Origin of the sequence: Flavobacterium taihuense, from assembly GCF_019351435.1 — a bacterium.
GTDB classification, from domain to species: domain Bacteria; phylum Bacteroidota; class Bacteroidia; order Flavobacteriales; family Flavobacteriaceae; genus Flavobacterium; species Flavobacterium taihuense.
This window is the reverse complement of record NZ_JAHWYN010000001.1, coordinates 51,927-74,331: the sequence shown is the minus strand read 5'-3', so window position 1 is coordinate 74,331 and position 22,405 is coordinate 51,927. Positions and strand designations below refer to the sequence as shown.

The following is a 22,405-nucleotide window of genomic DNA, read 5'->3' as shown; positions in this document are numbered from 1 at the left end:
TTATTTCTTTTGCCTTAGCACCACCGATGCTTTTGTAAAATCCGAAGAAGCGTTAACTACATTTCTATATTCTTGGTAGACTTCTTTTGGATAATTTATGGAATTGTAAATCTCGAAAACCTCAACAATTAATTGGTTTCCTTCTACTCTGGCGGTAGACTTGAAAGAGCAATTCATAGTTTCGTCCCCGCTCATTTTTTTGTCAATTTCTAAATCCTTGAAGCTTTCGACCTCATAACCATTAGGAATATTGAAAATTATTTTGTGCTTGTATGTTTTGGCATAACTTAAATCCACATCCCATTTTCTATCAGTTTCCTGATATAAATTAAATTGCTTCCCAACCAATTTTCCGAGGTTTACCAAAACAAGATTACCCGCATTTTCGGTTAGAGATTCCTTTGCTTCAGCCTTAACTTTTACAATATAGGGCGTATTGCTATAATTGTATTTGAAATCTTGATTTTCGAAGATATACTCGGAAATTTTTATATCAAATTCATCGCCAAAGATTCTTTTCTTGATAAAATCAACAAGATCTTTTTCCTCTTCATTTCCTTTGATATATGTAACCCAATTTCTATACAACTGCCCATCATACCCAGTGTTTGAATATAACTTTTCTATGGTTGCCACTGCAAAATCATCTGATAATGAAACAGTGCTTTGTGATTCATTTACTGTAAATTCTGCAGGTGCAATTGGAAAAGTTAATTGATAATTCTCTTTAAGGGCAGGATAATATGTTCTGCCTACTGAACCCTGAAGTTCATAGGATGGATAACCATAACATAAATACTTATCATATGGGGACAGGAATTTTTTAGTTTCAGGAATGTAATACATAAATTCGTGAGAAAGAGGTACTACAAATTTTTCGGTGTTAACCTCTCCATTAAAACGCGACATACCAACGACCACTTTATAGGGAATTTTTAATTCTTTGAGTGTAAATCCATATAAGTCGAAAATATCACCACCTGTTAATTTTTGCTTGCCGTTATTTAAATTCGTGATTTTTTGAGCTGTTTCTCCTTTACCAACAAAGTCAAAATTAGTTTTTATGTACTCATCGATTTTAATTAATTTCTCTTCGGTTGATTCGGTACCAATATTTAATTTTTCAATGAATTCTCTCGCTTGGGTTTTCTTAAAATATTGAAAAGATGGTTTAGAAAGATATTGCGGCAAAAAATAATTCCAATTATAAATGTCCATTCCCGGAGTCGAAACCATATAAATTAACTTCACTAAATTCTTTAAGTTTAGTGCATTAGGTTCTTCTTTATAAGGCGGAATATTAGTAGCTGTTGATATGCTTTTGTTATTTAAAGCACTTTGTTCAAACTCTGATGAAGCAAAAGTTTCAAATTTTACACCTTCTTGCGTGTGTGTGAATTCAGCAAACAACACTGGTATTTCTTTTTGGAAAACTTCAACTCCGTATGACATTGGGTTTTCTTTTATGATAAAATAATATTCTAAAATATCTCCTGCTTCGACACCTTCAAAAACTATAGATTTTACTTTGTCTTCTGTTGTTTCGATAATTTTATCTTGTGGCAATATTTTTATTTCTCCATTAGGTTTTATTACCCTAGCATGAAAATCCCTAACATCTCGAATGTATCCGTTGTCTTGGGCTTTGATCTTATTGTATTTATTAATTTCTTCTGCTTTGTTAATTTTTATGGCAAAATGATTCATTCCAAAAGTTGCATATGAATAGCCTCCAACTCGTGTATGAATCCAGCGTTTGTCCAACAAAACAACTGCTGGCTGGTTTTTGTATTCTTCAGGGATTTCTTTGAAGGTTGGTTTTTCGTCCCAAGTATAACTTTTTATTTCTTGGGAATATGTTTGAAACGACATTAATAAAACGATAAAAAGGGTAATTTTTTTCATTATTTAGAAAGAATAATAGATTGGTTGTATTGTTTGGTTAAAGCTTTAATGAAAGAATTCCAAAGCACAAAATCTTTGGTTTCCAACAGTAATTTTTTGGATTCTATTTTTTGGGTAACTGTAATAATGTTTTTGAGCGCTTTGTATTGAATATCGAAACTTCCCAAATCATTTTCAAATTTTGCATTTACAGGCATAAATTCTACTTTATAATCTAACGGCAATTCATACTCATATTGAATTTCATAAGAATTTGCAAAGTCTTTTTCGATAGAAAGCTTTCTCTTTTCGATATCAATTAAATTTTCTTTTAAAGGAAAAAGTAATATTGGTTTTAATAATAATTTACCGTTAACATCTTTAACACCATTCTCCAATTTTAATTTGAAACTTGCTTTTGAAGGAAGATCTTGATAATCATTTTCCTGTAACTCTTGAATATTCAATTCTATTTTTTCGTTATTTTCCGTAATTGTATTTTTCCAAATTTCACTTTCTTTTTGATTGTACGCTGAAAGTTTATTCAATAAAAGGCTTTTGTTTAATCCCGAAATCTCAGTATTTGCTTCACCAACAATGTTATTGTTTTCTAACTTCAATTTCATCAAAATTGCTATTTTATTCTTACTGGTTTCGACTTGGGGAACCATTTCCAATTTAAATTGATTTTCGGACAGGCCTATCAAAGCTTCTTTACCTTGAATCATAGCGGAGGGAAATCCAAATGGACAAAACTTATCCGTTGCGTCCAGGAAATAGCTTTTCCCATCAATGACAACGTGGGTGATCATGTGATTATCAACTAATGGTGTTGGAACTTCTGCATACTTATAGGGTTTGATTCTTGTCCCAATCCAAGTAAGATGTGAATCTAATTTTGCATATTGCAGCATTTGGTTTAAAATATTCGCCATATCCTTGCAGTCGCCATATAATTTTTCGAAAACATTTGAAGCATCTCTAGGAACGAAACCGCTCATTCCATCTTCAAATGCAACATAATGAACATTTTGCTGTACCCACTGATAAATTCCTTTCGCTTTCTCATAGTCATTTTTTTTATCTTTTATTAAATCTAATGTTTTGTTATTAAGTGCTGTTTGATTCGTTTTATTTATATCCTTTGTAAGTGAAGAATACCATTGATATAGTTTTTCTGGTGTCCCTAGTAATTCTTCTTTTTTTCCATCTTTCTCATAACTTTTAATGTAATAAATAATATGAGGAATAAAATATAATGAACTGGGCATATCTTCTTCTCTTTCAAACTCAGGAATATCCTTTGCTTCCCAGGTGTAGATATCCTGATTTCCTTCGGTTACTTTTGTAAAAACAATTTTGTCTTGATAATTACCAAAAAGTTTATATCCAATTTCTGTAGATGACTGACATCTAATTTGAAGTTTTGTGTTTTCTGTTTTTATTGGATTTTGAAACGTAAATGAGGATAAAAATCGCGGTTCAGTAAGTTTACTTTTATACGAAAATTCAATTACAGAATTATCTTCCACTTTAGGAAGCATAAAATATTTGTACTTATTATCGCTCTTATATATATTTTCGTACTGTGCCTCATAAATCCCTATTGATGAAGAACTTAATTCTATTTTTTTATTGGTTTTCGTGATAAATGTAGATCCTTTAATGTTTGATATCTCACTAAAGCTATCATAAGGAATTCTTATGGTGTATTCATAGGTGTTTTTGCTTTTTGCTATTGATCTGCTTTCGTTTACAAAAGTTTCAATTTCTAAGTTTTTATTGGAATTGATAACAACAGATTCGTTACTGTAATTTATTTTAGATTTTTCTTGGGAAAATAATTGAAAGGAAAATAAAAATAACGCAATACACTTTTTCATTCGTTTTAATTTTGGGTAAAAATAAAAACATATTCTTACTTTATTAGATAAATTTAAAACTGTTTTCATAGAAAATTTGTCAACACATTTTAATCTTTTTTTAATATTGATTGCTCGTCTATCAACATATTTTGAAATAAATTGTAGTCTGCTCAATTTTTTTACTGTGATTTTATTGCCAGCTCTTTTTTAAGTATTGAATAACAAACTTCGACTATCTTTGTCATGAATTATAACCCAATGAATCTAATTTTATATTTATTTTTTCCTGTTAATTTAATCGCTTTTGTATTAATAGGCTACGACAAACAATTAGCTATTAAAAACAAAAATAGAATTTCCGAAAAAGTACTTTTGACCTGGGTAGTCATTGGTGGAACAATTGGATCATCGCTTGCGATGTCAATTTTTCGGCACAAAACAGCAAAAAAAAGCTATTTATTGAAATTTTTCGGAATTGTTTCTCTTCAGGTTATAACTATTATCACATTGTTTTATTTTGATTTAATATCATTATAAAACAAAAAAAGCCCAGTTTAAAACTGAGCCTTTAAATATTTTGGTGCGAAGCACCTCGCGATTTTATTTATTGACAAGCGATTTTATTCACTCTATTTTGGTGTCTTCCTCCTTCAAATTCAGTAGCCAAGAAAGTTTCAACAATTTCTACAGCTTGTGGAATAGAAGTAAATCGTGCCGGAATACTAACAATATTAGCATCATTATGCAATCTCGTTAAAACTGCAATTTCCTTAGTCCAACATAAGCCTGCACGGATTTTGGCATGTTTATTAACAGTCATCGCAATTCCATTTCCGCTTCCGCAAATAACAATTCCAAAATCAGCTCTACCTTCACTTACATCTTCAGCAACTGGATGCGCAAAATCAGGATAATCAACACTTTCTTCAGTATCTGTACCGTAATTGGTTACTTCATATCCCTTTGCTTCAAGCATTGCAACAATTGCTTTTTTATAATCTGGTCCGGCGTGGTCATTTCCTATCGAAATTTTCATTTTTTTTGTATTAGATTTTGAAATGCAAATTTAGCCAAAGTATTTTAGATATAAGCCAAAAAATAGTTATTCAATTCTAATAATAGATTAAGAATTTGAAGAAAAATCAATTTTATATAAATGTAACACAACTCCTTGATTATAAGAAATTTTGAAGTTTATTAACATTTTCATAAATACACAATAGTCTGCTAATCAATACATAGAATGTAATTTTAATGTTAATATTTTGTATTGTTAATAGTAAAAGCTAACTACTTGATATTCAGTTAACCTTAAGTTAACACAAAATGTTTATAACTTTAGATAGAATTTTAGAAGTTTTTTGAGTTTGTAAACAAAAATTAAGTAATCCAAAACCCACTTTAAAAATCCTAATTTAGTTTGATGAATTTTTAGAAAAGTTATCAATACTTAAAATTGGTTTTTCAACAAAAAAATTAAAATCACTTATTTACAATTTGTATATTTTTTAGATTGTTAACAGTTGTTAATTAATTTAAAAAAAACCTTAAAAACTAAATATTTAAGTCTCAATAACGATGTTAATAACTCAATATAAAAACCTAAAACTTCATTTCAATGCATTTTTTTAGAAATTTATAGCAACTATTAACAAGCTATAATAACCATCAAAAAATTAATTTAATTTAAATTTTCTTTTTGTTGTATTTAATATATGTTGACAACTTTGAAATTTGAAAACAAAAAAAGTTGAGTAATTAGTGAATAGCTTTTAGTGATTAGCTAATTGTTTAGTTATAAATAATTTTTAGACAAAGGAAAAAAGCTAATTACTCTTTACTAGTTACTAAGTGCTGAATTCTTTTAAACGATAGAAAGTTTTGAATTTAAATTGTCGAGTATTTCTTGAACTTGTTCAAAATCGTTGGTTTACTTTTGGTTGGGTATATATTTTTGGTTGATTGTTTTAAATATATAAAATTCTCACTTTTAAAATATATATTTACCAAAAATTATGAAAAAAAATTATGAAAAAAACATTACTTTTTATTTTATTTCCTTTACTAAGTATAGGACAAGCTCAAATAGGAACTGATATCGATGGAAAAGACTATAAAGATTATAGTGGTTCTAGTGTAAGTTTATCTTCAGATGGCAGTGTGCTAGCGATCGGTGCTCCTAACAAGGTTAGTTATACCCATTCTATAAGTAAAGTGCGAGTATATAAAAAAATATCTGGCGTTTGGACTCAACTAGGAGCTGATATCGATGGTGATGCAGATGGTGATGAAAGTGGTTCTAGTGTAAGTTTATCTTCAGATGGCAGTGTGGTAGCGATAGGTGTTTTTCGTAATATAAACTATTCACATTATGTCCGAATATATAAAAACGTATCTGGCGTTTGGACCCAACTCGGGGCTAATATTGTTGGAGAAACCAATGATGATCAAAGTGGTTCTAGTGTTAGTTTATCCTCAGATGGTAGTATTGTAGCGATTGGTGCTCCTTTTAATAGTGGAAATGGTACCAGTTCAGGTCAAGTGCGAGTATATAAAAATGTATCTGGCGTTTGGACTCAACTAGGAGCTGATATCGATGGAGAAGCCGCTTATGATGAAAGTGGTTATAGTGTAAGTTTATCCTCAGATGGAAGTGTTGTAGCGATTGGTGCTGAATTAAATGCTGAAAATGGATTCAATTCAGGTCAGGTGCGAGTATATAAAAATGTATCTGGTGTTTGGACACAAATAGGAGCTGATATTAACGGAGAGGCTGCTGGTGATCATAGTGGTCATGGTGTTGCTTTATCCTCAGATGGTAGTGTGGTAGCGATTGGTGCTTTTTTTAATGATGAAAATGGAATCGATTCAGGTCAAGTTAGAGTATATAAAAATGTGTCTGGTGTTTGGACACAAATAGGAGCTGATATCGATGGAGAAGCTGCTTATGATGAAAGTGGTTCTAGTGTAAGTATATCCTCAGATGGTAGTGTGGTAGCGATTGGTGGTCCTGAAAATGATGGAAATGGTCTCTCTTCAGGTCAAGTGCGAGTATATAAAAACGTATCTGGCGTTTGGACTAAATTAGGAGCTGATATTAACGGTGAAGCCATTGGTGATCGAAGTGGTTATAGTGTTGCTTTATCCTCAGATGGAAGTATGGTAGCTATTGGCGCTCCTTATAATGATGAAAATGGCCTCTCTTCAGGTCAAGTTAGAGTTTATGATTTATCGGTTGTTTTAAGTTCAGATAGTTTTGTAATGGCTAATTTTGCAGTGTATCCTAATCCGGCTTCTGAGGTTGTAAAAATAAATTTGCAAGAAGATTTAATGTTAGAAAAAGTAAATATTTATAATACTTTAGGACAGCTTGTAAAAACAGAAAAGAATAATACTATTTCTGTGAGTTACTTGTCTAAAGGATCTTATTTTTTTGAAGTTATTACTGATAAAGGAAAAGCTACTAAAACTATCTTAGTACAATAAATTTTTAAAAAATTAGTATAAAGAAAAGACTACCAAACGGTGGTCTTTTTGTTATTTATTAGGTTATAACTTTTTAAAATTTTTAAACGATGGAAAGTTTAGAATTCAAATTATCCAGTATTTCTTGTACTTGTTCAAAATCGTTTGGGTGTACTTTGAGCTGAATTCCGCCATAAGCATAACTGGCCAATGGGTCAATGGAAACAATGTGTTCGTTTTCGAAAAAATATTGAATTTCTTCCTGATCCAGAATATGTCTAAGTACCACGATTTCATGCGGATAGTTAAAAATAGCAATCGTTTTAAAGTCTTTCATTTTTAATTTTTTATAAATGTAGTAAAGTTATTATTAGTTTAAAACTCTAGGCAGAGTAAGGAATAGTGAATACTATTTTGTAATTTTAGACTTTTAAGAAAAGATACATGAGTAAAAGATTAAGAAAGCCGATAAAGAAAGAGAAAGATTTCTCAGATAAAATTATAAAAATATTATCGCAAAGTGCCAATAAAGCCTTTAATTATAAGCAAATAGGAGCCAAGTTAGAATTGGACGATACCCAAAGCCGTAATCAAATTATAAAAGATTTAAAGATTTTGGCTGCTTCAAAGAAAATTATAGAATCCGAACCTGGAAAATATTTAATAAAAGCTGCTAGCAAAGAGTATTACGAAGGAACAATTGATATGACCGGTCGTAAAACAGCCTATTTTATTTGTCCAGAATTTGAAGAAGACGTTTTTATTCCAAGTAATAATTTGAATCATGCTCTGGATAAAGATACCGTAAAAGTGTATGTTTATAACAAAAGAAGTGGACGAAGAGCTGAAGGTGAAGTGATTGAAGTTATCGAAAGATATAAAACCGACTTTGTTGGGGTTATTGATATTCAAAAGAATTTCTCTTTTGTTTCGACTGCAAATCCTAAAATGTACACCGATATTTTTATTCCAAAAGATAAAATAGGGGAGGCAGAGCAAGGAGATGTAGTTTTGGTTCATATCGAAGATTGGCCTTCAAGAGCGGATAGCCCTTTTGGAAAAGTGGTAAAAGTACTTGGAAAACCAGGGGAACACGATACTGAAATTCATGCTATTCTTGCCGAATATGGCTTGCCTGCTGAATTTCCTATCGAAGTAGAAACTTTTGCCCAAAAGATTGATACTTCGATTGAAGCTAGTGAAATAGCCAAACGCCGTGATATGCGTGATACTTTGACATTCACGATTGACCCAAAAGATGCCAAGGATTTTGATGATGCATTGTCTTTCAAAAAGTTAGAAAATGGAAATTACGAAATTGGTGTTCATATTGCAGATGTTTCGTATTATCTAGAAGAAGGAACTATACTTGATGATGAAGCTTTTCAAAGAGCAACATCGGTTTATTTGGTGGATAGGGTAGTACCAATGTTGCCGGAAGTGCTTTCTAATTTTGCTTGTTCGTTGCGTCCTCAGGAAGAAAAATATACGTTTTCGGCTATTTTTGAAATTACCGAAAAATGTCAGGTTGTGAATCAATGGTTTGGTAGAACTGTAATTTTCTCTGATCAGCGTTTTGCTTACGAAGAAGCGCAATACATCATAGAGACGAAAGACAATACCATTCCAGCAGAAATTTCCATTACAGGAAGTTCTTATGTAGTTTCAGATGAAATCGTGTCAGCAACGCTAAAAATGGATCAGCTGGCCAAAATATTTAGAAGAAACAGAATGAATGAAGGTGCTATTTCGTTTGATAAAGTAGAAGTAAAATTCAATTTGGATGCAGAAGGAGAACCAGAAGGCGTTTATTTTAAAATTTCAAAAGATGCTAATCATTTGATTGAAGAATTTATGCTTTTGGCAAATAGAAAAGTAGCGGAATTCATTGGTAAACAAAAGAAAACGTTTATTTATAGAATTCATGATGAACCCAATGAAGACAAATTAATAGCGATGCAGAATCTTATTGCAAAGTTTGGTTATAAAATTGATTTTAGAAACAAAGGAGATATTTCCAAGTCATTGAACGCTTTGATGGAAGAAGTGAATGGTAAAAAAGAACAAAATTTAATTGATACTCTTGCCATTCGATCCATGAGTAAAGCCAAATATTCAACGGATAACATTGGTCATTACGGGTTGGCATTTGATTATTATTCTCATTTTACTTCTCCAATTCGTCGCTATCCGGATGTTATGGTACATCGTTTATTGCAGTATTATTTGGATGGAGGTAAATCAGTAGATGAAGATACGTATGAAGCCAAGTGTTTACATTCCTCAACCATGGAAGGTTTAGCGACTAATGCCGAAAGAGATTCTATAAAATACATGCAGGTAAAATACATGCAAAATCATAATGATCAGGAATTCCTGGGTGTTATTTCCGGAGTTACAGAATGGGGAATTTATGTTGAAATTATAGAAAATAAATGTGAAGGTATGGTAAGAACCCGTGACATCAAAGAGGATTATTATACTTTTGATGAAAAACAATATGCTTTGATAGGTGCTAATTCCAATCGATTATTACAGCTGGGTGATGAGATTTATGTTAAAGTAAAAAATGCTGATTTGGTTAAAAAACAATTGGATTTCAATTTTATTAGAAGGAACGAATAAGATTTTAAAATAGACATATTAACAATTAAATTTTAAAACATGAAAAGGATAATTTTAATAGGTTTTGTATTTTTTGTACAATTTACTTTTGCACAAACTACGATAGAACTTAAGGATTTTGATGATGTAAAAGTGTTTGATAAACTGAATGTTACATTAGTCGCTTCTATTGAAAATAAAGCAGTAATTACCGGAACAAGCCAAAGTAAAGTAGAAATTGTTAATAAAAGCGGACTTTTGAAAATAAGAATGCCATTAACCAAAATAATGTCTGGTGATGAAGCTAAAGTGACATTATATTTCAAAAAAATTGAAAGTATTGATGCTAATGAAGGAAGTAGTATAACTTGTGCTGATATTTTTAAGCAAACTTCTATTACTTTAGGAGCACAGGAAGGAGCAAAGATTACTGCAGTATTAGATGTCGAAAAAGCAACTATTAAAGCGTATTCTGGAGGAATTATTAAAATTATAGGGAAAGCAGTCACTCAATCGGTTTTGATTAATTCGGGAGGTGTTTTAGAGGCTGGAGATTTAGAAACTTTTCAAACAACTGTTAGTTTATCAGCAGGAGGTAGCGCTGATGTAAGAGCCAGTTCACTTGTGGATGCAAAAATAAAAGCCGGGGGTACTATTTTTATTTATGGTACGCCAAAAGAAATAAAACAAGAAACTTTTATGGGAGGAACAATAGTTCAGAAATAGTAAATTTGTAACCAATTTTTAAAGTCATTTTTTAATGATAAACGATATTTTAACTGGTATTCCTTGGGGAGTTCTATTGAGTTTTATGATTGGCCCTGTTTTTTTTATTTTACTTGAAACAAGTATAATTAAAGGATTTAGAGCTGCTTTAGTTTTTGATTTAGGTGTTGTTTTAGGAGATGTTTTTTTTATAACAATTGCTTATTTAGGTAGTTATAGATTGATTCAAAGTTTAAATGATAATTCTTCCCTGTTTATTTTTGGAGGTTTTATTATGATGGCTTATGGCTTTATATCTTTTTTAGGAACAAAAAAAGAAAAGAAAGTGAACACGAAAACAATTGATAATGAGATTATAAAAAAAAATTACCTTGGACTTTTTTTCAAAGGTTTTTTTCTGAATATTATTAACATTGGTGTACTTGGTTTTTGGTTAGCCGTTATTATTTCAGTTGGACCAAAATTAGAAATGGAAACCTCGAGAGTGCTTACATTTTTCATCTCAGTAATTATTACTTATTTAAGTATTGATTGCATCAAAATAGCTTTAGCAAAGCAATTGAAACACAAAATGACACCAAAAAATATCTACAAAATCAAAAGAGGAATTAGTGTTGTTCTAATGATTTTTGGACTGGTTTTAATCTTTCAAGGCTGGTTTCCAGAGGAAAAACAAATGGTAAAAAATGCTTTCGAAAAAATAGACAAGTAAATTTTCTATAAGATTAAAAAAAAGGAACTATTATTTAGTTCCTTTTTTTTGTTTCTTTTTTTTGGTGAATTATATAGATTTGAAGATTGTATTTACTTCATTTTTAGAAAAAATGATATAAAAAAAAACTCTAAATTGCTTTAGAGGTTTTAAGCATCGTCTGGATTCGAACTATATCTTTATCTAATTTTTTCTAAAAATTAAACATAAAAAAAACCTCTAAATTGCTTTAGAGGTTTTAGAGGCATCGTCCGGATTCGAACCGGAGTAGGAGCTTTTGCAGAGCCCAGCCTAGCCGCTCGGCCACGACGCCATTGTTGAACGGATGGCAAAAGTAACTTAAAAATTTAAAGTTTAAAAGTTTAAAGTTAACTTTTTTCCATTTTTATGGCAATTGTTACAAATTATAAAAACGTTCTTCTTCCATTTCTATGGTAACCGCTTCTACATCACCACCTATAGGAGGATTTATTTTTGAAACACCCACTTTTATTTTTGAAACGGTTTCCAGTTCAGCTAAGGCTCTATCTATAATTCTTTTGGCTACATGCTCCAATAAATTGGAACGAATAGCCATTTCCTCTACTACAATGGTATTTAAATGTACATAATCTACCGTATCTTTCAAGTTATCGGACTCAGAAGAATGCTTCAAATTGGTTTTTATTTCCAAGTCGACACTATAATCGGAGCCTATTTTTCCTTCTTCTATCAAACATCCATGATATGAATATGTACGGATGTTTTTTAATCTTATTGTTCCCATTTTTATATTTTTCAGTAATTAATTCATGTTTAGAATCGCAATGATTTTAAACTTTAATTTTTGTTGTAATGTTCCTTTTCATAGATTTTTACATCTTGAATAACCGTCTTTTTTATTCAAAACAAACAAAATATTTATACAAATGTATTAAAAATAGCCAGCCTTTTTTTCTTTAAAGTCTATTATCTTATTGTCTATTATCTGTCATCTATTTTTTATCTTTGCTAAAATTATTTAAAAATGGCATCAGAAGAGAAATCACTTCATTTTATTGAACAAATTATAGAAGACAGTTTAACAAACGGTTTTCCACAAGATAGATTGCGCTTTCGTTTTCCACCAGAACCTAACGGATATTTACATATTGGCCACGCCAAATCTATCTGTCTTAATTTTGGTTTAGGTTTAAAATACAATGCGCCAGTAAATTTGCGTTTTGATGATACCAATCCGGCCAAAGAAGAGCAGGAATATGTTGATGCTATTAAAGAAGATTTAAAATGGTTGGGTTTCAACTGGTCTGAAGAATTGTATTCATCTGACTATTTCCAGCAATTATACGAATGGGCTGTTGCTATGATTAAGAATGGTAAAGCGTATGTTGACAGTCAGTCTTCTGAAGATATGGCGATTCAAAAAGGGACTCCAACGCAACCAGGTGTTGATGGACCTTATAGAAATCGTTCTATTGAAGAAAATTTAACGCTTTTTGAAGGAATGAAAAAAGGTGATTTTCCGGAAGGCAGTCATGTTTTGAGAGCTAAAATAGATATGGCTTCGACTAATATGTTGATGCGTGATCCTTTGATGTACAGAATATTACATCGCCATCATCATCGTACAGGAAATGATTGGAATATATATCCAATGTATGATTTCGCACATGGTGAAAGTGATTATATTGAGCAAATTTCGCACTCAATTTGTACTTTGGAGTTTGTGATGCACCGTGAATTATATGATTGGTTTTTGGATCAAATTTATGATGAAAATCGAGTACGTCCTCATCAATATGAATTTGCTCGTTTGAACTTGAATTATACTGTAATGAGTAAGCGTAAGCTTTTACAATTAGTACAAGAAAATGTTGTAAACGGATGGGATGATCCAAGAATGCCTACTATTTCCGGATTGCGAAGACGAGGTTATACGGCAGCGGCGATTCGTAAATTTTGTGATGTAATTGGGGTAGCTAAACGCGAAAATATTATAGATGTTTCTCTTTTAGATTTCTGTTTACGTGAAGATTTAAACAAGACAGCTCCAAGAGTTATGGCTGTTTTAGATCCTGTTAAAGTGGTTATTACTAATTATCCAGTAGGAGCAGAGGAGTGGCTTGAAGCCGAAAATAATCAAGAAGACGAAAGTGCAGGGTTTAGAAAAGTCCCTTTTTCACGTGAATTATATATTGAAAGAGATGATTTTCTAGAAATAGCTCCAGCTAAATTTTTCCGTTTGAGTATTGGTAATGAAGTACGTCTAAAAAATGGATATATCATAAAAGGAGAGAGTGTTACTAAGGATTCTAAAGGTGTTATAACTGAGATTCAAGTTACCTATGATGAAGATTCCAGAAGTGGGAGTGGGAGTGAAGCCAGTCAAAGAAAAGTGGCCGGAACCTTGCATTGGGTTGCAGTAAAAACAGCTGTCGAGGCAGAAGTTCGCTTGTATGATCGCTTGTTTATTGACGAAGCACCGGACAGCCATAAAGAGAAAAGTTTCTTGGAATTTATGAATAAGTCTTCGTTGCAAATCGTTAAAGGTTTTGTAGAACCAAGCTTATCAGATGCTGAAATAGGAAACCATTTTCAGTTTCAACGTTTGGGTTATTTTGTTGTTGATAAAGACACAACTGATTCAAAATTAGTCTTTAATAAAACAGTTGGACTTAAAGATGCTTGGGAAGAAAAGGACAAAAAAGAAGCCAATTTGTTAATGAATACCCAAAAAGAGATCAATAAATACGTAAAGGAAAAAGACGAAAAGAATGCTTCTTTACTGTTAAACACTATTGTTGATAACATCAAATCTATTGATAATTTCAGTTTGCTTTGTCAAACGGTTATCAAGAATGTGAAGAATGACAACAACTCATTATTGTTTGCAAATTTACTGTTGCATTTTTCAGATAAAGTATCGGCTAATGATGTAGATCAAGAGGTAATACATAAACTCTATACTATGTCTTTAAAAAGTCAATTAGCAGCAGTTCGTATTTTTGTTGTATTAAATATCAAACGAGATTTAGTAAATTTTTCTCTGTTTGAATCGCAAATTGCAGATTTGAGAAATTTAGAAAAGAACGAAAAAGTTTTGGAAGTTCTTAATTCTATATAAGTTTTAAATTATAGATTATATCAATTAAAAGCGCTTTTCTATAAGGCGCTTTTCTATTATATGGAATATTTATTTAATTTAATAAATCAATAAAAATATCTTATTAAAAACAGCTTTAATAAACTAAATGTAAGCTATTTTTATTTTTTAGTGATGCCATTTTACCATTTTTAAATTTTGATTAAATAGAAGCTTTAAATTTTAGTTTTCTTTTAAATACATTCAAATTTTTAGTTTTTAAGGCAAGATTTCACTTCTTCACCCAAAAGATATTAAAATCATTTTTTATTATTATAATTTTTAAATTATAGAATATATTTATTATTTGTTTTAGGTATAGTTATTTAATTTTAAATTGTTTTTATTGATAAATAATGACTTATATATCTCTCTTTTAATCTCTTTTATTTTTTTTTCTATGAATGTGTATGTTTTTTAGATTTTAATTCAATTAAGCTCTTTATTTTGCGTTTTAGCTTAATATTTTAGACTTTAACGGCTTGTTAACACATATTTGTTAATAAAGTTGTATTTTTATAAGTAGTAACCTTTTAAATTTAAATTTTATGTCAAATAATACTGGAAATACAATTGTAGCTATTTTAGTGGGAGCCGCTATAGGAGCAGGGGTTGGAATTTTGTTCGCTCCAGATAAAGGGTCCAAAACTAGAGAAAAGTTGAAAGATGGTTTTGATGATGCAAAACATAATCTTCAGGATAAATTCCATGAAGTTTCTGAAAAAGTTATTGGTAAAGCTATGGTGGCCAAAGACGATATTGATGGTAATTTTGAAAACATAGTTTCTACATTAAGTCATAAGACTGAAGATGTAATTTCTTTTTTGGAAAATAAATTAGCAGAACTTAAATTAAAAAATGCTAAATTTCAGAAATAAATTGTTGCATCTATGGCTTTCGATAAAATAAAAGAAAATACCGAAAATATTCAAGATCAGGCTCAGGCTTATTTTGAAAGTACAGCTTCCTACTATAAATTATGGGGTTTTAAGGTTGCCATGAAATCTACCACAATGATTTTAAAGTTTACTTTAATTTTATTGTGCATCACTATGGTCTTATTATTTGGCTCAATTGCCACAGCTCTTGCAATAGGTACTTATTATGACAGTTATGCTATTGGTTTTCTTATAGTGGGAGGATTTTATTTAGTTGCGACTTTACTTTTATTTTTAGTCAAAGAAAAAGTAATTGAAGGGCCAATTTTAGCTAAATTTTCTGAAATCTTTTTTAACGATTAAATATGGAATCAAAAAAATATTCATCTTACGCAGAGATTGATCGTGAATTGGAAATCTTAAAATTGGAAAAAGAAATCAGTTACCAAAAACTTGTGTTAAGTGTTCAAAGAACAAGGGACTCTATCACTCCTGAAAATATAGTTAACGGATTTTTAGCGCCTTATAAAGATGCTATTCCAAGTCAATTACTTTCAATTATTAAAGCAGTTTTTCCGTATGTGGTCAGTTATTTTTTAAATAGAAAAAGAGGCAATTAGGCCTCTTTTTTATTTTGTAAACTTGATTTAATTACTTATTTAGAGTTGGTGAAATATGTAATCCGATTTATAGATATTTACTACTATCTGCATAATTTAAAAATCATTTTATTGATTTAATTATTTCTATCTTTTATATAAATAATTGATTAGATTTGTTTTCCATAAACAAAAGTTTTTTTAAACACAAAAACAAATTTAACTTGATTAATAATATTGATTTTCCTCTTGTTTCTGTTGTTATACCTACTTATAACCGTAGTTATTCTTTGCACGCGACAATTGATTCTGTTATTAAACAGACTTATAAAAATATTGAAATTATTATAGTTGATGACGGTTCTACCGATAATACCAAATATATAGTTTCAAGTTTTGGCAACAAGGTTGTATATATCCAAAAAAAGCACACTGGGCAAGCTGACACAAGAAATGTTGGTTTAAAATACGCTAAGGGTGAAATTATTGCGCCCCTTGATTCGGATGATATGTGGTATGATGAATATCTTGAAAATAGTATTGGATGTATGATAGAACATAAGTTAGATTTATTCTTTTCTAATTGGGAACACTATAATTTTAGTAAATACCACGTAAATATTTTTCCTAAATTTTTGAATAATATAAATATTCCAAATAAGGGTTGTTATATTTTTGATTATGCTGAATTTAGAAGACTTTTGTTAATTGATTCTATAGCGGCAAGTTCTGGTCTAATTATAAAAAAATCTTCAATTCCTTTTGGATGGAATTCTCAAGTAAATATTGGTGATGATTGGTTTTTACAGCTTGAAATGATTTTTAAAAATTTGAATTGTCGCGTTGGCTTTACCAATGAAGTCTTTTGGAAAAAAAAAAGAGACTCAACTAACATTAGTGATGGCAGAGGTGGGGTTATATTTAGAAAATTACATATTAAAGATTTACATTTGATTCTTCTCAAATTTAGTTCCTACTTGGATAAACAGGAGCGTGAAATGATTGATTTAAAAATTTTTCAAAATACAATTTTAATATCTTACTTATTGCTATTAAAAGGTAATATAGGAATTGAAATGAAGCTAGTGTTTATTTATATTTTTAAAGAACCTCAATTATTTCTGAAAGCTCTTAGAAAAGGTATTGAAAAAGTTATTCTTAATAAGAATTATCAGTTTAATTTTATTAAGAATTTATGATTTTTTTTAAATTTATCAGGTTAAGAACATGGTGGTTTAAATTACCACCATTTTTAGTTTTAATTTATTTATATTTTATAAAAGTAAATATTGAAGATTTTAGACGTGAAATCTATTTAATTTTATTTCTATTAGCAGGGCTAATAATTGGTGCAATTTTTGCAAGTTTAGTTAATAACTTCTATGATCAGGAAGATGATCTTATGGCCGGCAAGGAGAATATTATGATTAGCATGCGTAAAAGTCAGCAACTCATAGCCTTGGTAATTACTATTTTATTTGGTATTTCATACTCATTTTTCTTATTGACTAATACTTATGCCTTGGTGTTTTACTGGTTGGGCTGGGTTTGTTTTTATTTATATTCTTGCAAGCAATTTCGACTAAAAGAGAAAGCATATTTTGGTATTATTTTTGATGGATTGGGGTCTCAATTTTTCCCTACGCTTTTTATTTTTGCATTTTTGTTTGGCGATACTATTATAAAGTCTCTTGCATTTGTAATTAGTGGGAGTATTTGGATGCTGTTTGCGTTTGGAATGAGGTCTTTGATAATTCATCAATATAATGATTATGAAAATGATATTAAAGCAGGGGTCTCTACTTTTGTAACTAGCACTTCTGAATTAGGAAGAAGTGGATTTCAAACTTTTGTTTTATTAATAGAGATTTTGTCCTTCATGATCTTTAATTGGACTATAGATTGGAATATTTTTGTATTGCCTATTGGAATTTATGTTGTTTTACTTATTGGTTTGAATGTAATATTTAAAATAAAATATTACTTTTTTATTCCAAATCAAAATCAAAAATCAAGGAGTCTTTTTTTTGATTTTTACTGTACAATACTACCTTTTACACTTTTGGGATTGTTAGCTTTAAAAAACAACGAAAACTATTTATTATTGATCGTCTCTGTACTTTTATTTAATGTACCTACTATGTTTAATGCAATTAATTTTTTTAAGATAAGGCCAAGATGAAATATATAACGATATTATTAGGAGTAATTGGTGGTTTTTCGTGGATAGTTGCTTATATACTTATCATTTGTAAAGGAGTAAAGGACAAAACATATGGAATGCCTCTTATTCCACTTGTTTTAAATTTTGGTTATGAATTTGTTTATTCCTTTTGCTACCCAAGCAATTTATTCTTTAATTTTGTCTGGTTTTTATTAGATATTGGTATTGTGTACACTTATTTTAAGTATGGTTACAAGTCTTTTAATAAATTTTATTCTGTAGAAAAAAAGGAATGGTATTTTATTAGTGTATTTGCTTTTTTGATGGGATTTCTAATTAATTTTTTGGGATACCAGTTTTTTTCTCAAAATCTTAACAACATTCCCGATGGTCAAATTAATATTTTTTTAGCATACATATGGCTTTTGTTTATCTCAGTATGCATGTTAGTTATGTTTTTTCAGAGAAGAAATTCTGATGGACAATCGTTTATAATTGTATGTTTGATGTTATCTGGTAATTTTTCCTATTTTTTACAAATTTCTTTTTGTCCTGTTTTTAATCATTGTGTCAGCCCTTTCTTGTTGTTAATTATGTTATTAAGTATTGTTGTAGAAATTTATTATGCAAGACTGATATTTAAACAACTTATAAAAGAGAAGAAAAATCCATATTCAATTTTCTGATATATTAAAAATTTGTTATTATTATTTTATAAAAGATATTTTATTTTATTATTCGATAATAATCATTTTTAAAAAGTGAAAAGATAAATCCTATTGTAAAACCTATAAATGCCGATACTAAAATTATTAATAGTTTAGAAGATTCATTATTAATTACTGGAATTTCTGGCTGTTCTAATATTTGAAGATGTGGTTTATCTTCTTCTATTTTTATTTTCATTTGTATAATAGAAGCTAACAAGCTTTTTTGGATTTCTTTTGAAAAAACTTCATTTTTTAGGTTGTCTTTCATTACTTCTTTTAATAGATTTTCTAGAAAATGTAATTCTTGTCTTGCTTTTTCTGTGCGATACTTGGTAATATAATCTATCAAGTATTTTATAGTATAGGTTGCGATGTCAGATGCTACGTAAGGGTCTGGCATTTTTACAGAAACCAATATAACATTGTTCTTTTTGACACCTGTTATTGTAATTCTTTTTTGGATATTTTGTCTAATGTTATATTCTTCTATTCTAGTATTTGTCTTGTATGTTGTATTTATTTTGGATATAAATGTGTTATCAGGTATCAAATTGTATTTATTATAGGTTTTAAAACCTACTTTTTTATTTCTCGTTTGTACTTTTTTTGTAAGTAGATAATCATAAAAATCTTTAGTTTTTACAATATCTTCATAAAGGTCTGATTTAGTTATTTCGGTGTTATATAGATCTAAATTGCCATTATATTTTTTTAATGTCTCAAAAATTGCGCCCATTCCATTTGAAGGCTTGTGAGCAACTTCAGGCATAATTTTACCTATTGAAACATATTCTTTCGGAGTATTTAATATGTATAAAATTCCAAATAATAGAAATAAAAACATAAAAATTAATATGATTTTAATTTCTTTTATTATAATTTTAATTAATGGGCTAAGATTAATTGAAATAAATTCGTCGTCATTTTTGTAAATTTTCTGCATTTTTTGCTGTGATTATTTTTTAGAATTTGTTTAGGTCATTATTGTTCAGGGTTTGAAGTATCTGATGGATTATAATCAATAGCAGTTGTGTCTGGTTTTTTAATTCTTTTGGGTTGCTTTTTCATTTGCTCGCCGATGATATTAGAAGCGGTAAAACTGGTGACCATACTGTTTAGCATATCACTAGCTGCTTGAGGAGAGTTTGGTAACAATATCAAGTTTGAATTTGTATCTGCACCAATGGCTTGTAAAGTGTCATAATGTTGCGTAATGACAATTAAGGCTGATGCTTCTTGAGAATTAATTCCAACGTTGTTTAAAACCTCTACACTTTCTACCAGTCCACGTGCTATTTCTCGACGTTGATCGGCAATACCTTGACCTTGTAATTTTTTGCTTTCTGCTTCCGCTTTTGCTTTAGCTACAATTCTAATTCTTTGTGCTTCTGATTCAAACATAGCAGCTGTTTTTTCTCTATCAGCAGCATTTATTCTGTTCATTGCATTTTTAACCTGGATATCTGGGTCAATATCTGTGACCAATGTGTTGATAATATCATAACCATAAGTCATCATTGCTTCGTTTAATTCACGTTTTACACCTATGGCAATATCATCTTTTCTTTCGAATACATCATCTAAGATTAGTTTCGGAACTTCGGCACGAACAACGTCAAATACATAAGCGGTAATCTGATCGTGTGGATATTCTAGTTTGTAAAAAGCTTCGTAAACGTGATCTTGAATAACTTTGAATTGGACTGAAACTTTCATCTTTATAAAAACATTGTCTTTGGTTTTTGTTTCAATCAAGACATCCAGTTGTTGAATTCTCAAGTTTACGCGTCCAGCAATTCTATCTATCAATGGAATTTTGAATTGTAATCCCGAATTTCGCACGCTCAGGAATCTTCCAAAACGTTCTATAATGATACTCGTTTGTTGTTTGACGGTAAAAAATGAGGAAAGAAAAATAATCATTCCAAAGACGATTATGAAAATAAAGGAAGTGTTCATGTTTAAAGTTTTTAAGTTCGCTTATGTTATACGTAAGAATATCTTTAAAGTTACACAAAAAAAAGCTCCCAATTATGTGAGAGCTTTTTAGTTTTTTATAAAGTATTTATTGCATTTTGTAGTCTTGAAATAGTTTCTTGTTTTCCAATGACTTCCACAATATCAAATAGGTGAGGGCCTTTAAGCGCTCCGACTAAACTCAATCGGAAGGGTTGCATTACCTTACCCATTCCAATTTCATTTTTAGTCATCCAATCTTTTACAATGGTTTCAATATTTACAGAAGTAAAATCACTTATTTCTTCGAGTACTGATATTAATTCTTGCATTAATGCAGGCGTTTCAGCTTTCCAATTTTTGCTGGCTTTTTCATCATAAGTGGTTGGAGCTATGAAAAAGAAGTCACTCATATCATAAAATTCAGAAACAAAGTCAGCTCTTTCTTTTATTAGCGAAACGATTTTAGCCAAGTCAACTAAAGAGAAATATCGATTTAGATCTTTTGATTCTATAATTTTTGAAAATTGTTCTGCCAATACAAGATCTTCCTGTTTCATTAAATACTGGTGATTAAACCATTTGTTTTTCTCTGGATCAAATTTGGCTCCCGATTTATGCACTCTTTTTAAATCAAAAACTTGGGTTAATTCTTCCAATGAAAAAAGTTCTTTTTCGGTTCCGTCATTCCAACCCAATAAGGCTAAAAAGTTTACTACTGTTTCAGGGAAAAAGCCTTTCTCTCTATAGCCAGATGAAACACCTTCTGAAGTTTTCCATTCTAACGGAAATACCGGAAATCCCATTTTATCACCATCTCTTTTGGATAATTTACCGTTTCCAATTGGTTTTAAAATTAAAGGTAAATGTGCAAATTCAGGTGCGTCCCAGCGAAAAGCTCTGTACAACATTACATGTAATGGCATAGATGGTAACCATTCTTCACCACGAATCACGTGTGAGGTCTCCATTAAGTGGTCATCAACAATATTGGCTAAGTGGTACGTTGGCATGCCATCACTTTTAAACAACACTTTATCATCTAAAAGGTTTGTTTCAAATTTTACTTCACCACGAATGATGTCTTTCAAATGCAATGTTTCATTTACAGGAGTTTTAAAACGGATCACATAGTCTTCATTATTCGCAATTCTTTTCGCTGTTTCTGCTTCAGTGAGTACTAATGAAGTATCTAATTTTTCACGATTGTGATGGTTGTAAATAAAGGTTTTACCTTCGGCTTCGTGCTGTTTTCTATGTGCATCTAATGATTCTGCCGTATCAAACGCATAATAGGCATTTCCTGATTCAATCAATAAATCTGCATATTGTTTGTACAAATGCTTTCTTTCGCTTTGTCTGTAGGGACCAAATTTTTCATTCTTTCCGATGGTTTCTTCTGGAGAAATACCTAACCATTCTAAGGCTTCTAATATGTATTCTTCTGCTCCTGGAACAAATCTGTTTTGGTCGGTATCTTCTATTCGTAAATAAAATGTTCCTCCATTTTTTTTTGCAAACAAATAATTAAATAAAGCGGTACGAACTCCGCCAATATGTAAAGGTCCTGTTGGACTTGGTGCAAAACGCACGCGAACTGGTTTAGACATTATTGTAAATTTTTTGCAAATATACAATTTCAATTTGTCCTTTTGGTAACTGTAATTTGTGTTTCTTCAACACTTTATTATTATGTTTTATTTACCTTTTAGTAAGCATTA

20 protein-coding genes and 1 tRNA gene are annotated in these 22,405 nt (G+C 30.2%); 12 read left to right on the top strand and 9 right to left on the bottom strand.

Annotated elements, in window-relative coordinates; translation table 11 throughout:
* Both KZH69_RS00280 and KZH69_RS00275 read right to left on the bottom strand, forming a co-directional pair.
* On the bottom strand, positions 1-1,905 hold the full coding sequence (locus KZH69_RS00280; RefSeq protein ID WP_219315458.1) for a DUF3858 domain-containing protein: 1,905 nt from the start codon (positions 1,903-1,905) through the stop codon (positions 1-3).
* On the bottom strand, positions 1,905-3,767 hold the full coding sequence (locus KZH69_RS00275) for a DUF3858 domain-containing protein (protein WP_219315457.1): 1,863 nt from the start codon (positions 3,765-3,767) through the stop codon (positions 1,905-1,907). Before KZH69_RS00275 ends, KZH69_RS00280 begins: the two co-directional genes overlap by 1 nt.
* Before the next feature lie 225 nt (positions 3,768-3,992).
* On the opposite strand from KZH69_RS00275, the gene KZH69_RS00270 reads away from it, so the two are divergent.
* Positions 3,993-4,286 (top strand): DUF1294 domain-containing protein, encoded by a 294-nt coding sequence (locus KZH69_RS00270; protein WP_369410622.1) that lies wholly within the window; start codon positions 3,993-3,995, stop codon positions 4,284-4,286.
* Between the two features lie 67 nt (positions 4,287-4,353).
* Here the strand turns inward: KZH69_RS00270 and rpiB are convergent, their stop codons facing one another.
* Positions 4,354-4,785, bottom strand: a complete 432-nt coding sequence (rpiB, locus tag KZH69_RS00265; RefSeq protein WP_219315455.1) for a ribose 5-phosphate isomerase B — start codon at positions 4,783-4,785, stop codon at positions 4,354-4,356.
* 992 nt (positions 4,786-5,777) lie between these two features.
* Between rpiB and KZH69_RS00260 the strand changes: the two genes are divergently transcribed.
* Entirely contained in the window at positions 5,778-7,235 is a 1,458-nt protein-coding gene (locus KZH69_RS00260; RefSeq protein ID WP_219315454.1) for a T9SS type A sorting domain-containing protein, read from the top strand.
* Positions 7,236-7,317: 82 nt separating this feature from the next.
* Here KZH69_RS00260 and KZH69_RS00255 read toward each other — a convergent pair whose 3' ends face one another.
* Positions 7,318-7,551 carry a putative signal transducing protein gene (locus KZH69_RS00255; protein ID WP_219315453.1) on the bottom strand — a complete coding sequence of 78 codons (234 nt, stop codon included), beginning with the start codon at positions 7,549-7,551 and terminating at the stop codon, positions 7,318-7,320.
* Between the two features lie 107 nt (positions 7,552-7,658).
* On the opposite strand from KZH69_RS00255, the gene rnr reads away from it, so the two are divergent.
* The 3 genes from rnr to KZH69_RS00240 are packed head-to-tail and all read left to right on the top strand — an operon-like array spanning position 7,659 to position 11,256.
* Positions 7,659-9,839 carry a ribonuclease R gene (gene rnr / locus KZH69_RS00250; protein ID WP_219315452.1) on the top strand — a complete coding sequence of 727 codons (2,181 nt, stop codon included), beginning with the start codon at positions 7,659-7,661 and terminating at the stop codon, positions 9,837-9,839.
* 39 nt (positions 9,840-9,878) lie between these two features.
* On the top strand, positions 9,879-10,544 hold the full coding sequence (locus tag KZH69_RS00245; protein WP_219315451.1) for a head GIN domain-containing protein: 666 nt from the start codon (positions 9,879-9,881) through the stop codon (positions 10,542-10,544).
* A gap of 34 nt (positions 10,545-10,578) precedes the next feature.
* Positions 10,579-11,256 carry a LysE family translocator gene (locus KZH69_RS00240; protein WP_219315450.1) on the top strand — a complete coding sequence of 226 codons (678 nt, stop codon included), beginning with the start codon at positions 10,579-10,581 and terminating at the stop codon, positions 11,254-11,256.
* 242 nt (positions 11,257-11,498) lie between these two features.
* Here the strand turns inward: KZH69_RS00240 and KZH69_RS00235 are convergent.
* Positions 11,499-11,569, bottom strand: a tRNA-Cys gene (locus KZH69_RS00235).
* An 84-nt stretch (positions 11,570-11,653) separates the two neighbouring features.
* The gene (gene folB / locus KZH69_RS00230; RefSeq protein WP_219315449.1) at positions 11,654-12,022 is read right to left on the bottom strand and encodes a dihydroneopterin aldolase; all 369 of its coding nucleotides are present in this window, start codon (positions 12,020-12,022) and stop codon (positions 11,654-11,656) included.
* Between the two features lie 240 nt (positions 12,023-12,262).
* On the opposite strand from folB, the gene KZH69_RS00225 reads away from it, so the two are divergent.
* From KZH69_RS00225 to KZH69_RS00195, 7 genes are all read left to right on the top strand, one after another.
* Entirely contained in the window at positions 12,263-14,359 is a 2,097-nt protein-coding gene (locus KZH69_RS00225) for a glutamine--tRNA ligase/YqeY domain fusion protein (protein ID WP_219315448.1), read from the top strand.
* 566 nt (positions 14,360-14,925) lie between these two features.
* The gene (locus KZH69_RS00220; protein WP_219315447.1) at positions 14,926-15,255 is read left to right on the top strand and encodes a YtxH domain-containing protein; all 330 of its coding nucleotides are present in this window, start codon (positions 14,926-14,928) and stop codon (positions 15,253-15,255) included.
* Between the two features lie 12 nt (positions 15,256-15,267).
* Positions 15,268-15,618 carry a competence protein gene (locus KZH69_RS00215; RefSeq protein WP_219315446.1) on the top strand — a complete coding sequence of 117 codons (351 nt, stop codon included), beginning with the start codon at positions 15,268-15,270 and terminating at the stop codon, positions 15,616-15,618.
* Between the two features lie 2 nt (positions 15,619-15,620).
* On the top strand, positions 15,621-15,875 hold the full coding sequence (locus tag KZH69_RS00210; RefSeq protein WP_219315445.1) for a DUF6327 family protein: 255 nt from the start codon (positions 15,621-15,623) through the stop codon (positions 15,873-15,875).
* Positions 15,876-16,078: 203 nt separating this feature from the next.
* Positions 16,079-17,053 (top strand): glycosyltransferase family 2 protein, encoded by a 975-nt coding sequence (locus tag KZH69_RS00205; RefSeq protein ID WP_219315444.1) that lies wholly within the window; start codon positions 16,079-16,081, stop codon positions 17,051-17,053.
* On the top strand, positions 17,050-18,036 hold the full coding sequence (locus KZH69_RS00200; RefSeq protein WP_219315443.1) for a UbiA family prenyltransferase: 987 nt from the start codon (positions 17,050-17,052) through the stop codon (positions 18,034-18,036). The genes KZH69_RS00205 and KZH69_RS00200 overlap by 4 nt, the downstream gene beginning before the upstream one ends.
* Positions 18,033-18,704, top strand: coding sequence for a transmembrane-type terpene cyclase (locus KZH69_RS00195; protein WP_219315442.1), 672 nt, complete (start codon positions 18,033-18,035; stop codon positions 18,702-18,704). Before KZH69_RS00200 ends, KZH69_RS00195 begins: the two co-directional genes overlap by 4 nt.
* A 40-nt stretch (positions 18,705-18,744) precedes the next feature.
* On the opposite strand, the gene KZH69_RS00190 is transcribed toward KZH69_RS00195, so the two are convergent.
* The 3 genes from KZH69_RS00190 to gltX form a co-directional block, all read right to left on the bottom strand.
* Positions 18,745-19,671 carry a Wzz/FepE/Etk N-terminal domain-containing protein gene (locus KZH69_RS00190; RefSeq protein ID WP_219315441.1) on the bottom strand — a complete coding sequence of 309 codons (927 nt, stop codon included), beginning with the start codon at positions 19,669-19,671 and terminating at the stop codon, positions 18,745-18,747.
* A gap of 38 nt (positions 19,672-19,709) precedes the next feature.
* Positions 19,710-20,687 (bottom strand): SPFH domain-containing protein, encoded by a 978-nt coding sequence (locus KZH69_RS00185; RefSeq protein WP_219315440.1) that lies wholly within the window; start codon positions 20,685-20,687, stop codon positions 19,710-19,712.
* Between the two features lie 95 nt (positions 20,688-20,782).
* A complete protein-coding gene (gene gltX, locus KZH69_RS00180; protein WP_219315439.1) occupies positions 20,783-22,294 on the bottom strand; it encodes a glutamate--tRNA ligase in 1,512 nt (503 codons plus the stop codon).
* Positions 22,295-22,405 lie beyond the last annotated feature (111 nt).

Bases quoted from the DNA above. Each gene is read 5' to 3' on its own strand.
- KZH69_RS00270 (WP_369410622.1), top strand. From the start codon at position 3,993: ATGAATTATAACCCAATGAATCTAATTTTATATTTATTTTTTCCTGTT.
- KZH69_RS00225 (WP_219315448.1), top strand. From the start codon at position 12,263: ATGGCATCAGAAGAGAAATCACTTCATTTTATTGAACAAATTATAGAA.
- KZH69_RS00280 (WP_219315458.1), bottom strand. From the start codon at position 1,905: ATGAAAAAAATTACCCTTTTTATCGTTTTATTAATGTCGTTTCAAACA.
- folB (WP_219315449.1), bottom strand. From the start codon at position 12,022: ATGGGAACAATAAGATTAAAAAACATCCGTACATATTCATATCATGGA.
- KZH69_RS00255 (WP_219315453.1), bottom strand. From the start codon at position 7,551: ATGAAAGACTTTAAAACGATTGCTATTTTTAACTATCCGCATGAAATC.
- KZH69_RS00240 (WP_219315450.1), top strand. From the start codon at position 10,579: ATGATAAACGATATTTTAACTGGTATTCCTTGGGGAGTTCTATTGAGT.
- KZH69_RS00245 (WP_219315451.1), top strand. From the start codon at position 9,879: ATGAAAAGGATAATTTTAATAGGTTTTGTATTTTTTGTACAATTTACT.
- KZH69_RS00260 (WP_219315454.1), top strand. From the start codon at position 5,778: ATGAAAAAAACATTACTTTTTATTTTATTTCCTTTACTAAGTATAGGA.
- rnr (WP_219315452.1), top strand. From the start codon at position 7,659: ATGAGTAAAAGATTAAGAAAGCCGATAAAGAAAGAGAAAGATTTCTCA.
- rpiB (WP_219315455.1), bottom strand. From the start codon at position 4,785: ATGAAAATTTCGATAGGAAATGACCACGCCGGACCAGATTATAAAAAA.
- KZH69_RS00275 (WP_219315457.1), bottom strand. From the start codon at position 3,767: ATGAAAAAGTGTATTGCGTTATTTTTATTTTCCTTTCAATTATTTTCC.
- KZH69_RS00220 (WP_219315447.1), top strand. From the start codon at position 14,926: ATGTCAAATAATACTGGAAATACAATTGTAGCTATTTTAGTGGGAGCC.
- gltX (WP_219315439.1), bottom strand. From the start codon at position 22,294: ATGTCTAAACCAGTTCGCGTGCGTTTTGCACCAAGTCCAACAGGACCT.
- KZH69_RS00190 (WP_219315441.1), bottom strand. From the start codon at position 19,671: ATGCAGAAAATTTACAAAAATGACGACGAATTTATTTCAATTAATCTT.
- KZH69_RS00185 (WP_219315440.1), bottom strand. From the start codon at position 20,687: ATGAACACTTCCTTTATTTTCATAATCGTCTTTGGAATGATTATTTTT.
- KZH69_RS00215 (WP_219315446.1), top strand. From the start codon at position 15,268: ATGGCTTTCGATAAAATAAAAGAAAATACCGAAAATATTCAAGATCAG.
- KZH69_RS00200 (WP_219315443.1), top strand. From the start codon at position 17,050: ATGATTTTTTTTAAATTTATCAGGTTAAGAACATGGTGGTTTAAATTA.
- KZH69_RS00195 (WP_219315442.1), top strand. From the start codon at position 18,033: ATGAAATATATAACGATATTATTAGGAGTAATTGGTGGTTTTTCGTGG.
- KZH69_RS00210 (WP_219315445.1), top strand. From the start codon at position 15,621: ATGGAATCAAAAAAATATTCATCTTACGCAGAGATTGATCGTGAATTG.